Source organism: Psychrobacter sp. Arc9, assembly GCF_041431295.1.
In the GTDB taxonomy this organism is placed as follows: Bacteria; Pseudomonadota; Gammaproteobacteria; order Pseudomonadales; family Moraxellaceae; genus Psychrobacter.
Genome location: NZ_JASMRK010000001.1, coordinates 235174 through 253420, shown reverse-complemented (window position 1 = coordinate 253420; position 18247 = coordinate 235174). Strand labels below are relative to the sequence as shown.

Genomic DNA, 18247 nt, shown 5'->3' with positions numbered 1-18247 from the left:
ACTCGATGATAATACGCAGCTTTATGATAAAAGTAGGTCATATTTGAGGCTTGAAAATGAACAAGGCGAATCAATAGGAGTGACACATAGCTTATGTGGGCTGATAAACCCTATTTTTTAATATGGTAAACTGTCACGCACAGATAAGGGCTTAAAGTTCACGTAAATTCAGCACATATATTCTGCTACTTTTAGCAAATCATACTTATTCTAAAGTTATAAACAGTCAGACATACGCTGATAATATCGCCAAAATAAAATGTAAGGCAATTTTAGACAATGACAACCTCGATTTTTGACACACGCCACTATAAATACCCGCAAAACTTCCTTGAGATGAAGCCTAAACTGTCTCGACTTGAGCAGGCCATCAAAAAGTTAGAGGCAAACCTCATTGATGCTAATGATCAAGCAAACACGAAGTTGTTGACGCAAAGATTGGATAGTTATTTAGGATTAAAAGTAGATTATGCCAGTGAGCTCAATCCCGATCAGCTCATGGCTGCCACTACTATCGAAGGTAAAGTATTGGTGATTGCGGGGGCAGGATCGGGAAAAACCAAAACCTTGACTTACCGTACCAGTTATCTATTAGAAAATGGCGTGTCGCCTAAAGAGATATTATTACTGACCTTTACGCGCAAAGCGGCAAATGAAATCAAAGATCGCGCTAAATCTTTGCTGGCAAGTAGTCCTTCAAATCAAGAGCTATCTGATGATGCATTGGCTGAAGATAAGCTGCCAACCGACAAGGCCTTAAACAGTATCACCAGTGGCACCTTTCACTCATTTTGCAATATGCTGCTGCGTCAATACTCGGGCCTGCTCGGTATCAATCCACGATTTACGATTTTAGATACTGGCGATAGTGAGGATGCTATTGACTTGGTACACAAAGAAAAAAAGTACCCTGCCCAAACCAAAACCCAAGCCTTCCCGCGCAAAAAAACGCTGCAAAATATCATATCGACGTCTAGAAACAGACGGATTCATATTCGTGATTTAATAGAGACTAATTATCCTGATATTGCGGTACACATTCCTATCATCGAGCAATTGGCAATCGATTTTCATGAGTATAAGCGCGCCAATCACTTATATGATTTTGATGACATAATTAGCCAAGTAGTGCGTCATTTAAAAACCAATGACACCTTTCGACAGCTGCTGCAAAGCCAATATCGTTACATTATGGTTGACGAATATCAAGACACCAATATTCCGCAAAAGCAGCTAATTGACTTAATATGTGAGCCTGAGTCAGTATCGCTAATGGTCGTTGGCGATGACAATCAAAGCATCTACGCCTTTCGCGGCGCCAATTACGAAAATATTTTGCTCTTTGGTGAGACATATCCCAATGCCAAACTTATCAAGCTTGAACAAAATTATCGTAGCTCGCCGTCAGTTTTAACATATATCAATGCGTTGTCAGCACAAATCACGCTAGGCTATCAAAAGCAGCTTTACTCTGACGCACCGATAGAAGGGGAGAAGCCAATATTCCGACGACTCAGCGACGAGACAAAAGAAGCCAGCTATATAACTGACAAGATCATCACGCTAAAGCCAGAGTATGACTACAACGACTTTGCTGTATTATGCCGCACGTCTTTCCAGTCCAACTATGTGCAGCTAGAATTTATGGCGCGCAATATTCCCTTTATCGTGGTAGGCGGTATTAAGTTCATTGAAAGACGCCACATCAAAGACGTGTTAGCATTTGTCAAAATCCTCTATAATCCAAATGATACGATTGCTTGGCACCGCATCTTGACCTTGTTCAAAGGAGTAGGCGCAGTCACCGCGACACGGTTGACCCAAGCCATTACTGCTGACAATAATGCGTTTGAGCCGTTACTAGCAGCGCCGTTTGCCAAAAAAAGCGATCAGCTAAAGCCTCTATACCACACGCTCACCAATGCACAGCAAGCAGAGACGGTCGAGACAGCCATTGAGCATATTCTTGAGTTTTATATTCCAGTCTTGAAGCTGATTGAAGACAATTGGCGTGAGCGTACCGAAGACTTTCGCGTGCTAAAGAATTTAGCGACAGAGCACACGAGCCTCGATAGCTTTTTAGAAAATCTCGCGCTCGACCCACCTAATGATTCTGTCGCGGTCATGGGAAGCTCTGACGATGGACAAAGTAATGATAAAGTCACGATCTCAACCATTCATAGTGCTAAGGGGCTTGAGTGGCCAGTGGTATTCGTTAACTCGTTGGTCGATGGCATTACGCCGCATCATCGCTCGCTGGATGACTTTGAAGCATTAGAAGAAGAGCGCAAGCTGTTTTATGTGGCCTGTAGTCGTGCAAAGACGCAGTTATATTTGACCGCGCCGAATTATTTTTCCAGCTATTCTGGATACTTTGACATGGCCTCACGCTTTATCGCGGAGCTATCTGCTGATGAAGTAACAGTCGAAACAACCAAGCTGCCTGTCATAGATAACGATGATCCAATGTGGTGGTGATTTTTCATTGTCATTGACGAATGTTTTTGCTTCAAATGTCAGATAATATTGTCTTGTATTTATCACCAAATCATGGCTTCATACGCCAACTATTCCTTTTGAAAATGACCTGCAAATAAAGGTATAGCCAAAAGTATTTAATAGTAAAAATATTTCTCAGATAAGGGTTTCAAATTTATCCTAATGCGTTACTATTACCACCTAATTTGGTTAGACCCTTATATTTGATACTCTGTATTAACACCCTAAGAAAAGGATAGGTTATGCGCTATGAAGTTATCGTTATCGGTGCAGGTATGGTTGGCACGTCAATCGCGTGGCATCTACAAAAAAATAACTCAAATGTATTACTCTTAGACAAGAAATTGCCAGGGTCAGAGACCTCATATGGTAATGCCGGTTTGATTCAGCGCGAAGCGATTCATACGCATCCTTTTCCTCGTCAGCTGACAGAGATGATCCGAGTATTGCCGAACCAAGGTACTGATATTCGTTATCGTATTCCAGCCATTCTGCGTTATCATCAAGCGCTACTGCAATACTGGAAATATTCGACCCCAGCGTCTGTCAAAAAAATCGAGTCAGAGTGGCAGACGTTGATTGAGCATTGCACCAGTGAGCACCAAACCATGATTAGCGCTTCTGGTGCTGATGAGCTCATTACTCGTGATGGTTGGTTACAGCTACATCGCTCAGAAGAGACATTCAAAGAAGCACAAGCATCAGCCATTGATGCGCGTAACCAAGGTGTTGAGCATAACGTACTGAACCTTGAAGAGCTAAAAGCAATGGAGCCTCGTGCCAATTTTGAAGGTTTCGTTGGTGCGATTCATTGGTTAAATTCATGGCAAGTATCAAACCCAAGCTCACTCGTGAAAGCTTATGCAAAAAACTTCCAAGACATGCAGGGTACGATCAAAGAAAATGATGTAAAAGAAATCGTTCAAGATGGCGAAGGCTGGAAAGTTATCACTGATAACGATACCTACTATAGTGACAAATTGGTTATCGCAGCAGGCCCATGGTCTAATGATTTGATCAGACCACTTGGCTATAACTTGCCATTGTTCCCAATGCGCGGCTATCATCAGCATTTCAAAGTGACAGAAAAGAACACCATCAATCACAGTATGTTTGATATGGACAAAGGCTTTGTGATGGGGCCAATGCAGCAGGGTATCCGTATCACCACTGGTGCTGAGATGACCACGATGAATGCGCCAAAGAACTTTGGTCAGTTAAAAACCGTATTGAAGCTTGCTAAAAAAATCTTGCCATTAGAAGATGCGGTTGAGAGTGAAGCATGGGCGGGCTCTCGTCCTTGTATGCCTGATATGAAGCCAGTAATCGGTCCTGCTGACAAGCATGACAAACTATGGTTCGCATTTGGTCACAGTCATCAAGGCTTTACCTTAGGGCCAATGACAGGTCGTCTGATTGAAGAGATGATTCACGATAAACCTACATTGGTCGATCTTGCACCATTTAGTGCCCAGCGTTTTTCTAACTAAGCGCGCATCTGATATATAGTTGGTCCAGTTTAAGAGCGGTACAAGGCAACCGAGTGCAGATGTATATGTCATACTTCAAGCGAGGTTAACGCTGTAACGCTTTTATAGTGGATTGACTGTAATTAGCACAGACTTAAATTAATAAATGAAAGGTATAGACATGATTAAGAAACTACACAGCAATCAACGTATGAGCAAAACCGTAATCCATAACCAAACTATCTATTTGTGTGGTCAGGTAGGTAATGCAGAAGACGATATCAAAGCGCAAACATTGACTTGTCTAGAAAAAATCCAAACGTTGCTAGAAGAGGTAGGCAGTGACAAATCAAAGCTACTATCAGTAACAGTTTGGATCAAAGACATGGCTGACTTTGCTGCCATGAATGAAGTCTATGACCAGTGGTTTGAAGGTATTCAGCCACCAGCTCGCGCTTGTGGTGAGTCAGCTTTAGCACGTCCTGAGCTATTGGTTGAGATGATCGCTATCGCTGCTGAGTAAAGACTGCTCATAGTACCTATAGTACCTGTATTAAATAGAAATAATAAAGGCCATGATAGCGATATCGTGGCCTTTTTTATGCTTGGCAATAAGCAAGTTTAATTATCGAAAAGGAAAATGCTCGTTTTATAAACCAAGCATATTCTGTATGACGTTAGCTAAGTAATACAATGATTAGTATTATAGGAATTAGCACCCTTTCCATACCGCTTGGCGTTTCTCAATAAATGCATCAATCCCTTCACCCACATCGTCTGCCATCATATTGCCCGTCATTACTTCACTGGCATAGTCATAAGCATCTTCAACGCTCATACCCAGCTGCTTATAAAACATATCTTTGCCAGTTTTTACTGCCACCGGAGACTTGGCAGTGATTGCTGTTATCAGTGACTGTAGTGTTTGATCGAGTTGCTCTGCTGGTGCGACTCGATTGATCAAGCCATATTGCAAGGCAGTATGCGCATCGATAAATTCACCTGTGATTAGCATTTCAAACGCTTGCTTACGAGGTAGATTACGGCTGACAGCAACGGCAGGCGTGGAGCAGAAAAGTCCAACGTTTATCCCAGAAGTGGCAAATTTTGCATTATCAGCGGCAACGGCCAAGTCACAAGCGGCGACCAGCTGACATCCTGCAGCGGTAGCAATGCCTTGTACTTTTGCAATGACGACTTGCGGCATACGGTTGATGGTAAGCATCATTTTGCTACATTGCTGAAATAGAGCGCGGTGAAATGCTTCATCGTCGTGTGCGCGCATTTGTTTTAGATTATGACCCGCACAGAACGCCTTGCCCGTCGCTTGAATAACCACAACTCTGATCGTATCGTCTTGAGCGATATTGTCCAGCTCTGCTTGCATGGCAGACAGTACTTCAACGGACAACGCATTGAATTGCTTGGGTTGGTTTAAGGCGAGCGTGACGACGCCACTGTCTTTAGTGTCTTCTCTAATAACCAAAAGGTCGTCTAGGTCTAGAGTAATGTCAGATTGAGTCATTTATCATCCTTGATAATCGATTGTTTGATTTGGCAAATGCTGCTATCTATGAATTTATATCAAGCGTTTTAAATAGTAGCATGGCTCATATTCTATACAATAGATGGAGCACATAGAAAGCGCACGAAAAAAATAGCGCACTCAGATGATGAGTACGCTATTGGTTTTTCAGTCAGATATATAGTCAGTTCAATATAATTTCGATACAAGGAAACCGAGTGCAAGTTATACATTAGTATGCTTAGCGAGGATGACGCTGTAGCGGATTTATATAGACTTGACTATAAGCTAACTCTATACTAACTTAAATTTATACTAAGCTGTATTTATACTGAACCTAGTATGCGCCTTCGCTATAGATAAGCTCGTAGCTATGGCTATAAATTTCAACAATGTTACCAAACGGGTCTTCCATATAAATCATGCGATATGGCTTTTCACCAGGGTAGTAGTAACGTGGTTTTTCCATACGCTTTTTACCGCCTGCTGCAACCATACGCTCAGCCAGTTCTTCAACGTTTGGATCTTGAACACAAAAGTGGAAGATGCCAGTTTTCCAGTATTCAAAGTTGTTTTCAGGGTTTTCTTGATTTTTGAATTCAAAAATCTCAACACCGATACGGTCACCAGTAGATAGGTGAGCGATACGAAAGCTGCCCCAACCAGCACCGAATACTTCAGTACACATCTCACCGATCGGGCTATCATCTTCGATAATCTCAGTTGGTTCCATGATGGTGTACCACCCCATCACCTCAGTATAAAATTTTACGGCGGCATCTAAGTCAGGTACTGACAGACCGATGTGCGAAAAGCTTCTTGGATAAACGTTGTTCATAGTTTGTGCTCCTGTTTGCTGTATTCTTGTTTAACGTGAGGCCAGTATACAAACGCATATTCATTATGTAAAATTATCAAATATTATATAAATAATTATGAAAAGTAATGATAAATATCACATGGTTACGCACCTTTTGCACGCTTGCTGAAGTTGGGCACTTTACCCGCACAGCTGAACGTCTATATATGACGCAGTCTGGTGTGAGCCAACACATAAGTAAGTTAGAAGAGCAACTAGATACGGACTTGTTGATTCGTCAAGGAAAGCAGTTTTCATTGACCAATGCAGGTGAGCAGCTTTATAAAGAAGCAGGCGAGATATTGCAGCGATTATCAAATTTAGAACAGCGCATCGGTGAAGATCCACCTTACGAAGGATTGGTACGGTTGATGTCACCGGGTAGTGTGGGACTTAAACTATATTCGCAGCTTTTGTCTTTACAGCAGCAGCACCCAAAACTAGTGATTGATTATCGTTTTGCTCCAAATTCTGATATAGAGCGGGCACTGGCAAATCACGAGATTGATATTGGCTTTATGACGGATATCTCAGACGATGAAACAGTTAGCTGCAGGCCTATGGCACAAGAAGCATTGATACTAGTAACCCCTGCGGCTACAGTAGAGCCTAGCTGGGAGCAGCTTATCGAACTTGGATTTATCGATCATCCAGATGGTGCCCATCATGCAGGCATGCTACTGACTGCCAATTATGAGCAATTTCAGCATATCAATGACTTTGAGAAAAAAGGATTTTCGAATCAGATAGGGTTAATCTTAGAGCCCGTCAGCAGGGGAATAGGTTTTACTGTTTTGCCAGCACATGCCGTGGCTGCTTATCCAAAGCCTGAACTGATTAACAGTCATCATTTACCAGTTGCCGTTAGCGAAACGCTATATCTGGCAGTCAGAAGACAGCAGGCACTCTCTAATAGAATGCAGACGGTCATTGATGAAGTAAAAAAATGGCTATAGATATGTTGAGAATGATAAATGCACAGCTAACGAAGGGTTAATCAAAAGTTCAATAGCTGTGCGTTTAACAGAAGAGGTTTATTGGTAGATTGCGACTATGAAAGATTGCGTCTATTTTAAAGTCTGCCCAAGTTTGATACTTGCAGCGATATTAGCAGCAGTAGTTTCAATATTGTTATAAGCAGAGCCTAACACGTTATCAATCGTGTCTACTTTTTGGATACTCGGCATAACTACATCGAACTGACTGGTCTGGGCAGGTTTTAGTCCATCGACGCTGCCGCAGATAGCGATGACAGGTGTACGGCTAGCCTTAGCGATTTGGCTGATACCGCCTGCCACTTTACCCATGGCTGTTTGCGCATCGAGCTTGCCTTCACCAGTGATGACAAGATCTGTCTCTGCGATATACTGTGACAGGTGAGCCACTTCGGCAACCGTATCAAAGCCTGACTTTAGCTGAGCTTGAAAGAAAGTCATCATCGCATAGCCAAGACCGCCTGCCGCGCCAGCACCTTCAACATATTGACAGTCTTCATAGCCCTGCTGTCCACATATAGTAGCAAAGTGACTAAGTGCCTTGTCCAAAGTATTAACCTGCTCTGGACAAGCGCCTTTTTGTGGGCCAAATACTGCACTTGCACCCAGCAGACCGCATAATGGATTGGTCACATCACAAGCAACTTCAAATACCGTGTCTGATATCTTTGCATGCAGGCTAGTATTATCGAGCTTATGTAGGCTGGCAAGTGCGCCGCCCCCATGAGTGAGCAAGCTATCATTGATGTCATGAAATGTTATGCCCAACGCCATTAGCATGCCAAGGCCTGCATCATTGGTTGCGCTACCACCTAGACCAATAACGATACGCTTAGCACCTTCTTCTAACGCATCTTCGATCAGCTCCCCAACACCATAACTACTCGCAATAACGGGATTACGCTCATCAGCTGTCAGTAGATGCAATCCGCACGCTTGAGCCACTTCGATAACAGCGGTCGCGTCAGGCAATAACAGATACTTTGCCATAATCGGTCTCATCAATGGGTCATGTACTCTGACTTCTTTCCAGCGCCCGCCCAATACATAAGACAATACCGCAGAGGTACCTTCACCGCCATCGGCCATTGGCAACAGCTTATAGTCAGCATCTGGAAACACTTGGCTAAAACCAGATTGAATGGCGTGGCACACGTCCAGTGCTTCTAAACTTTCTTTAAACGAGTCAGGGGCGATCAAAATTTTCATACGGCTCTCTTTGAATATCTTAATGACACGATCATTGCGATAGTGTCATGTTTTAAAACGTTTACTTAGTAATAATCAAATAAACGTCTGTATAAATACCCAATCTCATGAACTAGATAAATACTAGGGTCAACAACCAGATAAATACGATGCTAGTCACACCTTGGATACCAGTGGCCATTGAATGAGCTTTGTACGCTTGTGCCACGCTCATACGACTAAACTGGCTAACAATCCAAAAGAAGCTGTCATTGGCATGTGAGATGGTCATGGCACCAGCACCAATTGCCATCACGCAGAACACGCGTCCAAGCTCACTGTCTAGGCCGATCTGACTCAATAGTGGGGCAACCATAGCAGAAGTAGTAACCAATGCGACTGTGGTTGAGCCTTGTGCTGTTTTTAGCGCAGCAGAGACGATAAATGGCATGAAGATACCTAAACCCAAAGCAGATAGCGTCGAACCTAGGTAGTCACCGATCGGCGTAACTTTTAGCATCGCACCAAACGCGCCACCAGCACCAGTGATCAATAGGATAGGGGCAGCTACTACCAAACCTTGCGAGATACTATCGCTGATTTCTTGCGTTTTTTTGCTTGATTTAATTAAGAAAAATGATAAGAATAAACCGATAAGTAACGCAGTCAATGGGTTACCAATGAATATCAAAATCTCCGCTACCATGCTACTGCCAAATGGTGCGCTTGGGAAATTAGCAACCGAAGACAGGCAGATTAATATGATAGGAACGATAATCGGTAGGAAAGCCATTGTCGCTGAAGGCAAGTGACTGTAATCATCACGAGTTTTCATTCCTTCAGGCATTGCTGCTGGAGCATCTACCGCATTGATATTATCAGGAGTAGCGTTAAGAAAGCGATTAGACCACCACCAACCAGCCAGTACAGCAACTGCTGTCACCACCACACCGACCATAATGACCAAGCCTAAGTTTGACTCTAGACCTAAGTTACCTGCCGCTGCGATTGGGCCTGGCGTAGGCGGGACAAAGGTATGGGTAGCGTATAGACCAGTGGCCAAAGCAATACTCATCGCGACACTTGATACATGTAGGCGCTCAGCCAAAGACTCTTTTAGAGAGTTCAAGATAATATAGCCAGAATCACAAAATACAGGTATAGAAACGACTGCACCGACGATAGACATGGTCAAAGTAGGGAAGCGTGGCCCCAATACTTTGATAACTGACTCTGCCATTACGATAGCAGCACCCGTTTTTTCAAGGATTAAGCCAATAATCGTACCAAATACAATCACAAGACCGATATAGCCTAAGATACCACCGAAACCATCAGAGATCGTTTTGGCGACCGTGTTAAGTGGTACTTGATAAAATAGCGCAACCAAGAAAGCGGACAAGATTAATACTAAAAAAGGATGCCACTTTAATTTTGCGGTAGCGAAAATAATAAAAAGAATGGTCAGCACAAGCCAAAATACAATCATCACTGTCTCAATATGGTTTATATCTTAATCGATTACCAATGCAATACAGCCAATTATATCGAGATTAAACACGGTATATAGCTTGCTAATTCTACTTTGCGTAGTGCTTGTAAGTGCTTTTACCATATCTACATTTAAACGATATTGGACCAACTATCTGCATCACTAACGATACGAAATTTTAAAGGGGCATATTTTATAGCAAATAGACGCCGCTAGGAAATAGATTCGTTAAATAGTTGGCGCTGTTGACAAAAAATTGAGAGATACTTAATTTTAAAATGACGGAAATCAGTAAGAAAACGTCGAAGACGTGTGTGGAAATACTTGTATAACTAGCAATTGCTAATACTTCAAACCAAAAAAAACTGGCCATCTATAATGACCAGTTTTTGTCTAAACAATATTTACCTACCTGAGTAATGATTATTTTTAGAATAGGTATTCTAAGGAGTGCCCTGATTGACAGTTAGGCAATCTTATCAAAAAAAGCTTTGTTATTGGTAGCAGTTGCAGTATCAAAGCTGACGTAAATGCCTTGATCATCCAACGTGGCATACCAATGATCATCATTGCCACTGGTCAGCAGCTGAAAGTATTTGTCATTGACTATTCTGCCAACTGTATACACCTCACCTTCGGAGTAGTATGCATTACCTTGAGTACAGATAAGCTTGTCATTGGTATGAATGTTATGATTTTCTTTCATATTCTTGCGCCCAATTAGTACATTAGATAGCAGTAGATTATCAATTCTGCTAATAGTAATAAAGATGATTATATAGGCAGTATCTTGTTGTTTGGTATAGCGTTTTTAAGGCAATTGTTGCATTTAGTTACTACAATATTGCATAGATAACACCGCTATCATAGCAATAGATTTTTTGAGAATCCTAAGCTGTTTAGGAATATATAAAATCCTAATTTGTCGAGATAAAGGAGTGCAAGTTAGCGTTATAAATTGTCTAAATATATAAACTCTAATGTCAAAAAGGACGCACGTAAAAAAGCCAGCAACCTAAGTTGCTGGCTTTTTGCAGACTGAGTCTAACTATATAGAAGATTACTCTTCAGAATAGTCTTCTTCAGCAGCTTCTTCTTCAGCTGAATCTTCGTTGTTACCATCTTCAGAAAGAATAGTAACTAAGATGCTAGCAGTAACGTCATGGTGTAGCTGAATATCAACATTGTATTCGCCAACTTGACGTAGAGTGCCTTCAGGTAGCTTGATTTCAGCACGGTCTACTTCTAGACCTGAGTTAGTCAATGCTTCAGCGATATCGCGAGTACCGATAGAGCCGAATAGCTTGCCTTCGTCACCTGATTTAGCACGCATGATAACATTAACGTCAGTCAATGCATCAGCACGCTCTTGAGCAACAGCGATCTCTTTTGCTTCTTCAGCTTCAAGTTCAGCACGACGTGCTTCGAACTTTTCGATGTTAGCTTTAGTCGCAGGTAACGCTTTGCCCTGAGGGATAAGAAAGTTACGTCCGTAACCTGGTTTTACATCGACAGTTTCACCGAGTTTACCAAGGTTGACGATACGCTGTAACAAAATAATTTGCATGAGTCATTCCTAGTTAGCGGTTAACCTTGATGGTTATCAGTGTATGGAAGTAGCGATAAGTAACGAGCTTGCTTGATAGCAGTCGCTAATTGACGCTGATATTTAGTAGATGTACCAGTAATACGGCTTGGTACGATTTTACCATTATCACTAATGTACTGTTTTAGCAATTCAACATCTTTATAGTCGATGTGAGTGATGCCTTCAGCAGTGAAACGGCAGAATTTGCGACGGCGATAGAAACGTGCCATGAGTATTCTCCTTTAATTAGTCTTCACTGTTGTCGTTGTCGTCATTATCGTTTTCACGATTGTCTGGACGACGAGTAGTTGCTTTGCGTGCGCGTTTTTCATCGGCATTCTTGGCTAACTGCGACTCTTCAGTGACAGCTTCGTCACGGCGCATAACTAGACTACGAATGATCGCGTCGTTATAACGGAATAATTCTTCAAGTTCAGCTAAAGTTTCACCGTCAGTTTCAATGTTGAAAAGAACGTAATGAGCTTTGTGAATCTTGTTGATTGGATAAGCCAGTTGACGACGGCCCCAATCTTCTAGACGATGGATAACACCGTTGTTGTCTTGAACTAACTTGATGTAGCGCTCAACCATGCCGACCACTTGGTCGCTTTGGTCTGGGTGTACAAGTAACACCAGTTCGTAATGTCGCATTATGACTCCTTACGGATTAGTAGCTATTAACCCTATGTTAATAGCAAGGAGATTTATAAGGTAAGCCCAATTCTAGTCATATTTTATAAAAAACAATCAAGAATAAGCTTAGTTTATAAAGCGCCGTATTATAACAGTACTCGGCAACTAACACAAAGGTTAATCACCAAGCTACTGCCAATAAAATATAAAAAGAGGCTAAATAAGCTTTGCTAAATAAAAAAGCCGCGATAGTACGCAGCTTTTTTAAGTATAACGAGCTATAAAACCAATAACTAAATTAAAATACTGTTATTCATTCAGGTTTTGATTTTTTTACCAATTGGCTACTGTCTGCTTTGACCACTAAGGTTTTGGCAAGTTTGTCATGCCAACCAATGTTTTCAGGGCTTTTAGATGCCATGTAATAATGGATAGCAATAATCACAAAGCCTAAAAAGCTGGTAAACGAAAACAGTAAGTTATAGATAATAAATAACAATAACGTACGTGTACCGATCAATTTAATGAACGAAGGCAGTCGATGCGTGGTTTGATCTACAACACGAATACCAGTGATCAGCTTGCCTAGCGATTGACCACGCATGGTAATAAATACCAATTGTAAGGCAAATAGCCCAAAGACCATCACCTGTGACATCATCAATGTGCTACTAGGAAGACTTTCCATGAGCGTCATTGAATATTGATAGGCGGCGTCCATGTCTTGAATGTTTTGGAACTTGGTATAGTCCACATCCATCTTAGTCAATGCCATTACTAGCGGCAGTATAGCCAATATATAAAGTAGGCCATTCAATGCAGTCGCCAATACGCGTGACATGATTGGCGCAAGTACCACGTTGCCGACGACTTTATCATTGTCTGCAACAGCCTTTTTGAGAGTAGACTTGTTTAATGAAACATTGTTGTGCGGCGTTTGATGACGATTGGTCGTCATGTCAGCTTTCACGTTTTTAGGACGTTCAGGCTTGCCATATAGTCTGTCTAACGATACTGACTTATCATCTTTCGCTTTATTGGTACCTTCAGGGAAGACGGTCACGTTATTGATGATAGAGTCGTTTACTTCAGGCGTGTTAGCACTGGTCGGGCGATACACCGTTTGGTTATTGGTAAGATCACCTACGCGCTGCCACTGAGCTAAGCCTTCATGCCACATCAAATCATCAAGCAATACTTCGCCAGATGCCAGCATGATGTTCAGCTGCTCCAACTGATATGGGCCAGCTTGTACGTTATTTCGAGCAAGGAAAATCTGCATAATTGCCTGCATAGTTAGTCATGTCTTAGGACATTATATTAGGGTCTATTTGAAAAAATCAAATAGACCCTAATAGTGGTATCTTTAATGACTGTGTGAATGACCGCTGTGACTAAACGTAGCGGTTTACTTCGCTTCTTCACCAGCTAAGAAGAACCAAGTATCTAATACTGAGTCAGGGTTCAATGACACTGAGCTGATACCTTGCTCCATTAGCCAGAACGCTAGATCTGGATGGTCTGATGGACCTTGACCACAGATGCCGACGTATTTGTTTTGTTTACGGCAGGCTTCGATAGCCATAGATAATAGTTTCTTAACAGCAGGATCACGCTCATCAAATAGATGTGAGACGATACCTGAATCACGGTCAAGACCAAGCGTTAACTGAGTCAAATCGTTAGAACCGATTGAGAAACCATCAAAGTACTCTAGGAATTCTTCTGCTAATAAGGCGTTGGTTGGTAGTTCACACATCATGATGACGCGTAGACCATTCTCGCCACGTTTTAGACCATTTTTCTCAAGTAATTCGATCACTTGTGCCGCTTCGCCAGTGGTGCGGACGAATGGAATCATAATCTCAACGTTGGTCAAGCCCATCTCATCACGAACACGTTTTAGCGCTTTACACTCAAGCTCAAAACAGTCACGGAAGTTATCAGACACATAACGGCTAGCGCCGCGGAAACCAAGCATTGGGTTCTCTTCTGATGGCTCGTACAGCTTACCACCAAGCAGGTTAGCGTATTCGTTTGATTTGAAATCTGACATACGAACGATAACAGGCTGATCCATAAAGGCAACAGCTAGCGTTGAGATACCTTCGACCAATTTATCAACATAGAAGTCAACAGGTGATGCATAGCCTGCGATACGCTCTTGGATTGCTTGCGCAATTTCACGTGGCAAGCTGTTCATGTTTAGCAAGGCTTTTGGATGCACACCAATCATACGGTTGATGATGAACTCTAGACGTGCAAGACCAATACCTTCGTTTGGCATTTGGGTAAATGAGAATGCGCGATCTGGGTTACCAACGTTCATCATCACTTTGAATGCTAGCTCTGGCATAGATTCAACAGAGTTAGTCTGTACTTCAAAATCAATCTGGCTTTCGTAGATGAAACCAGTGTCGCCTTCAGCACAAGAAGCAGTTACGTCTTGACCATCAACCAATAGCTCAGTTGCGTTACCACAACCAACGATAGCTGGCACACCTAGCTCACGCGCGATAATAGCAGCGTGACAGGTACGACCACCACGGTTGGTGATGATAGCAGAAGCGCGCTTCATAACTGGTTCCCAATCCGGATCAGTCATGTCTGATACGAGTACGTCGCCTTCTTCTACTTTGTCCATCTCGTTTAGGTTGCTAACGATACGCACTTTACCTGAACCGATACGCTGACCGATTGAACGACCTTCACATAATACTTTTGCGCCAGTCGTGTCGATGACATAACGCTCCATTACGTTGCTGTCTTGACGGCTCTTAACAGTCTCAGGACGTGCTTGAACGATAAAGATTTCGTTAGTATCGCCGTCTTTTGCCCACTCGATGTCCATCGCTTGGCCATAATGCTGTTCGATCGTTACCGCTTGTTTGGCAAGTGAGGTTAGCTCTTCAGTAGATAGAGAGAACTGCATACGATCTTGTTTTTCAACGTCGACAGTTTTAACTGATTTAGCGGTACTACCTTCATCACCATAAACCATTTTCTTATGCTTGCTACCTAGGTTACGACGAATAACTGACGGTTTGCCATTGGCTAGTAATTTTTTAGAGATATAGAACTCATCTGGGTTAACTGCACCCTGTACAACCATTTCACCTAGGCCGTAGCTTGAGGTGATGAATACCACTTGATCAAAGCCACTTTCGGTATCTAGCGTGAACATAACACCAGCAGCACCAGTCTCTGAACGTACCATACGCTGTACGGCAGCAGATAGTGCAACGCCTTCGTGCTCAAAACCTTTGTGTACACGGTAAGAGATTGCACGGTCGTTGTATAGAGAGGCAAATACTTCTTTAATAGCAATTAGGACGTTATCAATACCGCGAATGTTCAAGAAGGTTTCTTGTTGACCGGCAAATGACGCATCTGGCAAATCTTCAGCAGTAGCAGAAGAACGTACAGCAACAGCGATGTCTTCGCCGCCACTCATGGTTTCAAATGATTGACGTACTTTTTGCTCAAGATCTTTTGGCAGTTCTTGCTCAATAATCCAAGTACGAATCTTTTTACCAGTTTCTGCAAGTTTTTTTACATCATCAACATCTAATGTTTTTAGTTCATTGTTGATTTTGTCAAGCAAGCCGGTTTCAGTCAAAAAGCGGTTGAATGCATTTGAAGTGGTGGCAAAGCCGCCTGGAACACTAACGCCTAAATCAGAAAGATGGCTGATCATTTCGCCAAGCGAAGCGTTCTTACCACCAACCATTTCGATGTCGTCTTTTCCTAGCTGATCAAGATTGATTACAAGTGCTGTAGATTGCGCTGCCATGATAACTCCAGAAAATAAGGTTATTTAGTAAAGATTATAACGGTGAATTATACCGCCATATTAGGACAATTTCGAGGGTTTTCACCAAAAAACTTGTTAAAAATATACAAATTGTGGGGTTTGCTACATAAATTAGGGCCAGTCCAATCAAGTTTCTTATTTACTCAGATGAAAAATATCATTGTTAGTGATGATGTTATGCGCTTTCAACAGCCAATTACTACATAAAATAGATGCATTCAAATAAGCCATATTTAGAGTATTTCCATCATTTATGTTTCAATCTTATGTATCTGTATAAACAAAGCATAATAGAAGAAGCATAAAAAAATACCTCAATGAAAGGTGAATTAGCTATGACAATGAGATAAAAAACAATGTTGGTGCTAAGTATACGCCTGTAACATTGATTTCTATTAAGAGGCTAATATGCGTATAATGTAGCGCATAGATAGTTGATGCACATTGCATGGTAAATGTGCAGTATAGGTACTGAAAAAGGCTCGTTTTAAGAAGGCGGTTATAAAACTTAGTTATACGAGTTATAAAGGTAACTGTAAAAATCTAAGTAAAAGCCACACTATTAATGATAGTCAAAGTAATGCTATTAATAGTCAATAACTGCTAAACATTTACCAAGTCTGAATTATTACTAAGATCTATACCAAAAACTAAATGAAGGTCATTATTGAGTTTTCAACCGAGGTGTCAACGATATGTACTCAAGCAATCCATCTGAACAAGTTAAGTCCACTATCCAAAATCGCCATGCGCTAAACTTGGACAGCTCACAGGCGATTAGAACGGCGTTTTTTATCTCAGATGGCACAGCGATTACGGCTGAGACACTTGGACGCGCTATTTTGAGTCAGTTTGCCTCAGTTCCCTTTGAAACAAGAGTATTGCCATACGTCGATAGCTTAGAGCGTGCAGAAGATGCGGTTGAACAAATCAATATGGCCTATCAGCGCGATGGGTCGTTGCCATTAGTGTTCGATACGATCGTTAATCCTGAGATTCGTGAAAAGATCAACTCAGCACATAGCTGTAACTTAGATATGTATGAAGGTTTGATTGGCCGTGTTGCAGAAGAGACTGGCGTAGAGCCAGATGGTCATTCAGGGCATGCACATGATGATGTCGATTCTGAAACTTATAAAGAGCGTATCGATGCAGTGCATTTTGCGTTAGACAATGACGATGGTGCGCGTACTCGTCACTATAATGCAGCCGATATTATTTTGGTGGGTGTGTCGCGCTCTGGTAAGACGCCGACTTCTTTATACTTAGCATTACAATTCGGTATTCGAGCGGCTAACTATCCTTTAACCGAAGATGACTTGTACGACAATCAGTTGCCAAAAGCATTACGTGAGCACAAAGACAAGCTGTTTGGTTTGCTCATCGATACTGATCGCTTAGTAAAAATCCGTCAAGAGCGCCGTGCAGGCAGTCGTTATTCTAGCTATCAGCAATGCCAGCAAGAGCAGCGCGCGATTCAGGGTATTTATATCACGCACGGTATCCCAAGCTTAGATGTATCAGAGATGTCTGTTGAAGAGATTGCCACGCGTATTTTGCAGATGACAGGTCTCAAACGCCGTATTGGATAATGAATGTCAGCTTAAACAGTATCTGTTCAATCGGTATTAATAAGTGTTCAGGCAGCTTTAATAAATGCGCAAAAAACACTAATAAACATACATCATTTCATCCTAGATAATTATCATATAGAGAATATTATGATTTCAGCCTATCAATCTATAAAGCCATCGTTGTTGCTGGCAGGTTTAATCAGTGCAGCGACTTTACTGAGTGCTTGTCAAACATCACCATTTGCAAAGGATCCAGTACCTGAGCCGCGCTATATTCCAAGTATCGTATTGGGTGAAGCACAGACACTGACCGTCATGCCAAACCGTGTGGCCTGTGCCTCAGAACTGCCAATGCAGTGCCTGCTTGCTAAATCTAAAGACGGTAGCGTGTTTCAGATTCCTTACGACTGGATCGATGACTTCAAACCAACCCTTGGTACAGAGTACATTATTAGCGCCCGCCCACAGATTGATGAAGGGCAACAGAGCGCCACTGGTCATTGGACATTGCAAAACATATTGTCACAACGTATGGTGGGCATGCCTTAGTAGGGCGGTATTCATTTATCTACATGATACTAACTCAGCTATATATTGATTCATTTATATCT

The 18247-nt window shown here is 42.0% G+C and carries 16 protein-coding genes; 6 read left to right on the top strand and 10 right to left on the bottom strand.

Features of this window, described 5'->3' with window-relative positions:
* The first annotated feature begins 279 nt into the window (after nucleotides 1–279).
* The 3 genes from QO187_RS00990 to QO187_RS00980 all read left to right on the top strand — a co-directional run bounded on the left by QO187_RS00990 (nucleotide 280) and on the right by QO187_RS00980 (nucleotide 4491).
* Nucleotides 280–2478, top strand: coding sequence for an ATP-dependent helicase (locus QO187_RS00990; RefSeq protein WP_102094906.1), 2199 nt, complete (start codon nucleotides 280–282; stop codon nucleotides 2476–2478).
* A gap of 263 nt (nucleotides 2479–2741) precedes the next feature.
* Entirely contained in the window at nucleotides 2742–3989 is a 1248-nt protein-coding gene (locus QO187_RS00985) for an FAD-binding oxidoreductase (protein ID WP_102094905.1), read from the top strand.
* Between the two features lie 163 nt (nucleotides 3990–4152).
* The gene (locus tag QO187_RS00980; RefSeq protein WP_055124581.1) at nucleotides 4153–4491 is read left to right on the top strand and encodes a RidA family protein; all 339 of its coding nucleotides are present in this window, start codon (nucleotides 4153–4155) and stop codon (nucleotides 4489–4491) included.
* A gap of 189 nt (nucleotides 4492–4680) precedes the next feature.
* Here the strand turns inward: QO187_RS00980 and QO187_RS00975 are convergent, their stop codons facing one another.
* Nucleotides 4681–5493 carry an enoyl-CoA hydratase gene (locus QO187_RS00975; protein ID WP_102094904.1) on the bottom strand — a complete coding sequence of 271 codons (813 nt, stop codon included), beginning with the start codon at nucleotides 5491–5493 and terminating at the stop codon, nucleotides 4681–4683.
* 337 nt (nucleotides 5494–5830) lie between these two features.
* On the bottom strand, nucleotides 5831–6331 hold the full coding sequence (locus tag QO187_RS00970; RefSeq protein WP_102094903.1) for a lactoylglutathione lyase family protein: 501 nt from the start codon (nucleotides 6329–6331) through the stop codon (nucleotides 5831–5833).
* A 107-nt stretch (nucleotides 6332–6438) separates the two neighbouring features.
* Between QO187_RS00970 and QO187_RS00965 the strand changes: the two genes are divergently transcribed.
* On the top strand, nucleotides 6439–7308 hold the full coding sequence (locus QO187_RS00965; protein WP_102094902.1) for a LysR family transcriptional regulator: 870 nt from the start codon (nucleotides 6439–6441) through the stop codon (nucleotides 7306–7308).
* A gap of 111 nt (nucleotides 7309–7419) precedes the next feature.
* On the opposite strand, the gene QO187_RS00960 is transcribed toward QO187_RS00965, so the two are convergent.
* The 8 genes from QO187_RS00960 to ppsA form a co-directional block, all read right to left on the bottom strand.
* Entirely contained in the window at nucleotides 7420–8556 is a 1137-nt protein-coding gene (locus tag QO187_RS00960) for a glycerate kinase (protein WP_102094901.1), read from the bottom strand.
* Between the two features lie 112 nt (nucleotides 8557–8668).
* Nucleotides 8669–10024, bottom strand: coding sequence for a GntP family permease (locus tag QO187_RS00955; protein ID WP_102094900.1), 1356 nt, complete (start codon nucleotides 10022–10024; stop codon nucleotides 8669–8671).
* Nucleotides 10025–10493: 469 nt separating this feature from the next.
* Entirely contained in the window at nucleotides 10494–10733 is a 240-nt protein-coding gene (locus QO187_RS00950; protein WP_101205444.1) for a hypothetical protein, read from the bottom strand.
* A gap of 354 nt (nucleotides 10734–11087) precedes the next feature.
* Nucleotides 11088–11594: a 50S ribosomal protein L9 gene (gene rplI, locus QO187_RS00945; RefSeq protein ID WP_102094899.1), complete on the bottom strand. Its 507-nt coding sequence runs from the start codon at nucleotides 11592–11594 to the stop codon at nucleotides 11088–11090.
* 20 nt (nucleotides 11595–11614) lie between these two features.
* Nucleotides 11615–11845 carry a 30S ribosomal protein S18 gene (rpsR, locus tag QO187_RS00940; RefSeq protein WP_010198808.1) on the bottom strand — a complete coding sequence of 77 codons (231 nt, stop codon included), beginning with the start codon at nucleotides 11843–11845 and terminating at the stop codon, nucleotides 11615–11617.
* Between the two features lie 16 nt (nucleotides 11846–11861).
* Nucleotides 11862–12266 (bottom strand): 30S ribosomal protein S6, encoded by a 405-nt coding sequence (rpsF, locus tag QO187_RS00935; RefSeq protein ID WP_101205443.1) that lies wholly within the window; start codon nucleotides 12264–12266, stop codon nucleotides 11862–11864.
* A 295-nt stretch (nucleotides 12267–12561) separates the two neighbouring features.
* Nucleotides 12562–13542, bottom strand: coding sequence for an RDD family protein (locus QO187_RS00930; protein WP_102094898.1), 981 nt, complete (start codon nucleotides 13540–13542; stop codon nucleotides 12562–12564).
* Nucleotides 13543–13656: 114 nt separating this feature from the next.
* Nucleotides 13657–16041 (bottom strand): phosphoenolpyruvate synthase, encoded by a 2385-nt coding sequence (ppsA, locus tag QO187_RS00925; RefSeq protein ID WP_102094897.1) that lies wholly within the window; start codon nucleotides 16039–16041, stop codon nucleotides 13657–13659.
* A gap of 716 nt (nucleotides 16042–16757) precedes the next feature.
* On the opposite strand from ppsA, the gene QO187_RS00920 reads away from it, so the two are divergent.
* A complete protein-coding gene (locus QO187_RS00920) occupies nucleotides 16758–17654 on the top strand; it encodes a pyruvate, water dikinase regulatory protein (RefSeq protein WP_101205440.1) in 897 nt (298 codons plus the stop codon).
* Between the two features lie 129 nt (nucleotides 17655–17783).
* A complete protein-coding gene (locus tag QO187_RS00915) occupies nucleotides 17784–18185 on the top strand; it encodes a DUF4377 domain-containing protein (protein WP_101205439.1) in 402 nt (133 codons plus the stop codon).
* Nucleotides 18186–18247 lie beyond the last annotated feature (62 nt).

Coding starts and splice junctions, on each gene's coding strand:
- QO187_RS00990 (WP_102094906.1), top strand. CDS start 280: ATGACAACCTCGATTTTTGACACACGCCACTATAAATACCCGCAAAAC.
- QO187_RS00985 (WP_102094905.1), top strand. CDS start 2,742: ATGCGCTATGAAGTTATCGTTATCGGTGCAGGTATGGTTGGCACGTCA.
- QO187_RS00975 (WP_102094904.1), bottom strand. CDS start 5,493: ATGACTCAATCTGACATTACTCTAGACCTAGACGACCTTTTGGTTATT.
- QO187_RS00970 (WP_102094903.1), bottom strand. CDS start 6,331: ATGAACAACGTTTATCCAAGAAGCTTTTCGCACATCGGTCTGTCAGTA.
- QO187_RS00965 (WP_102094902.1), top strand. CDS start 6,439: ATGATAAATATCACATGGTTACGCACCTTTTGCACGCTTGCTGAAGTT.
- QO187_RS00960 (WP_102094901.1), bottom strand. CDS start 8,556: ATGAAAATTTTGATCGCCCCTGACTCGTTTAAAGAAAGTTTAGAAGCA.
- QO187_RS00955 (WP_102094900.1), bottom strand. CDS start 10,024: ATGATTGTATTTTGGCTTGTGCTGACCATTCTTTTTATTATTTTCGCT.
- QO187_RS00950 (WP_101205444.1), bottom strand. CDS start 10,733: ATGAAAGAAAATCATAACATTCATACCAATGACAAGCTTATCTGTACT.
- rplI (WP_102094899.1), bottom strand. CDS start 11,594: ATGCAAATTATTTTGTTACAGCGTATCGTCAACCTTGGTAAACTCGGT.
- rpsR (WP_010198808.1), bottom strand. CDS start 11,845: ATGGCACGTTTCTATCGCCGTCGCAAATTCTGCCGTTTCACTGCTGAA.
- rpsF (WP_101205443.1), bottom strand. CDS start 12,266: ATGCGACATTACGAACTGGTGTTACTTGTACACCCAGACCAAAGCGAC.
- QO187_RS00930 (WP_102094898.1), bottom strand. CDS start 13,542: ATGCAGGCAATTATGCAGATTTTCCTTGCTCGAAATAACGTACAAGCT.
- ppsA (WP_102094897.1), bottom strand. CDS start 16,041: ATGGCAGCGCAATCTACAGCACTTGTAATCAATCTTGATCAGCTAGGA.
- QO187_RS00920 (WP_101205440.1), top strand. CDS start 16,758: ATGTACTCAAGCAATCCATCTGAACAAGTTAAGTCCACTATCCAAAAT.
- QO187_RS00915 (WP_101205439.1), top strand. CDS start 17,784: ATGATTTCAGCCTATCAATCTATAAAGCCATCGTTGTTGCTGGCAGGT.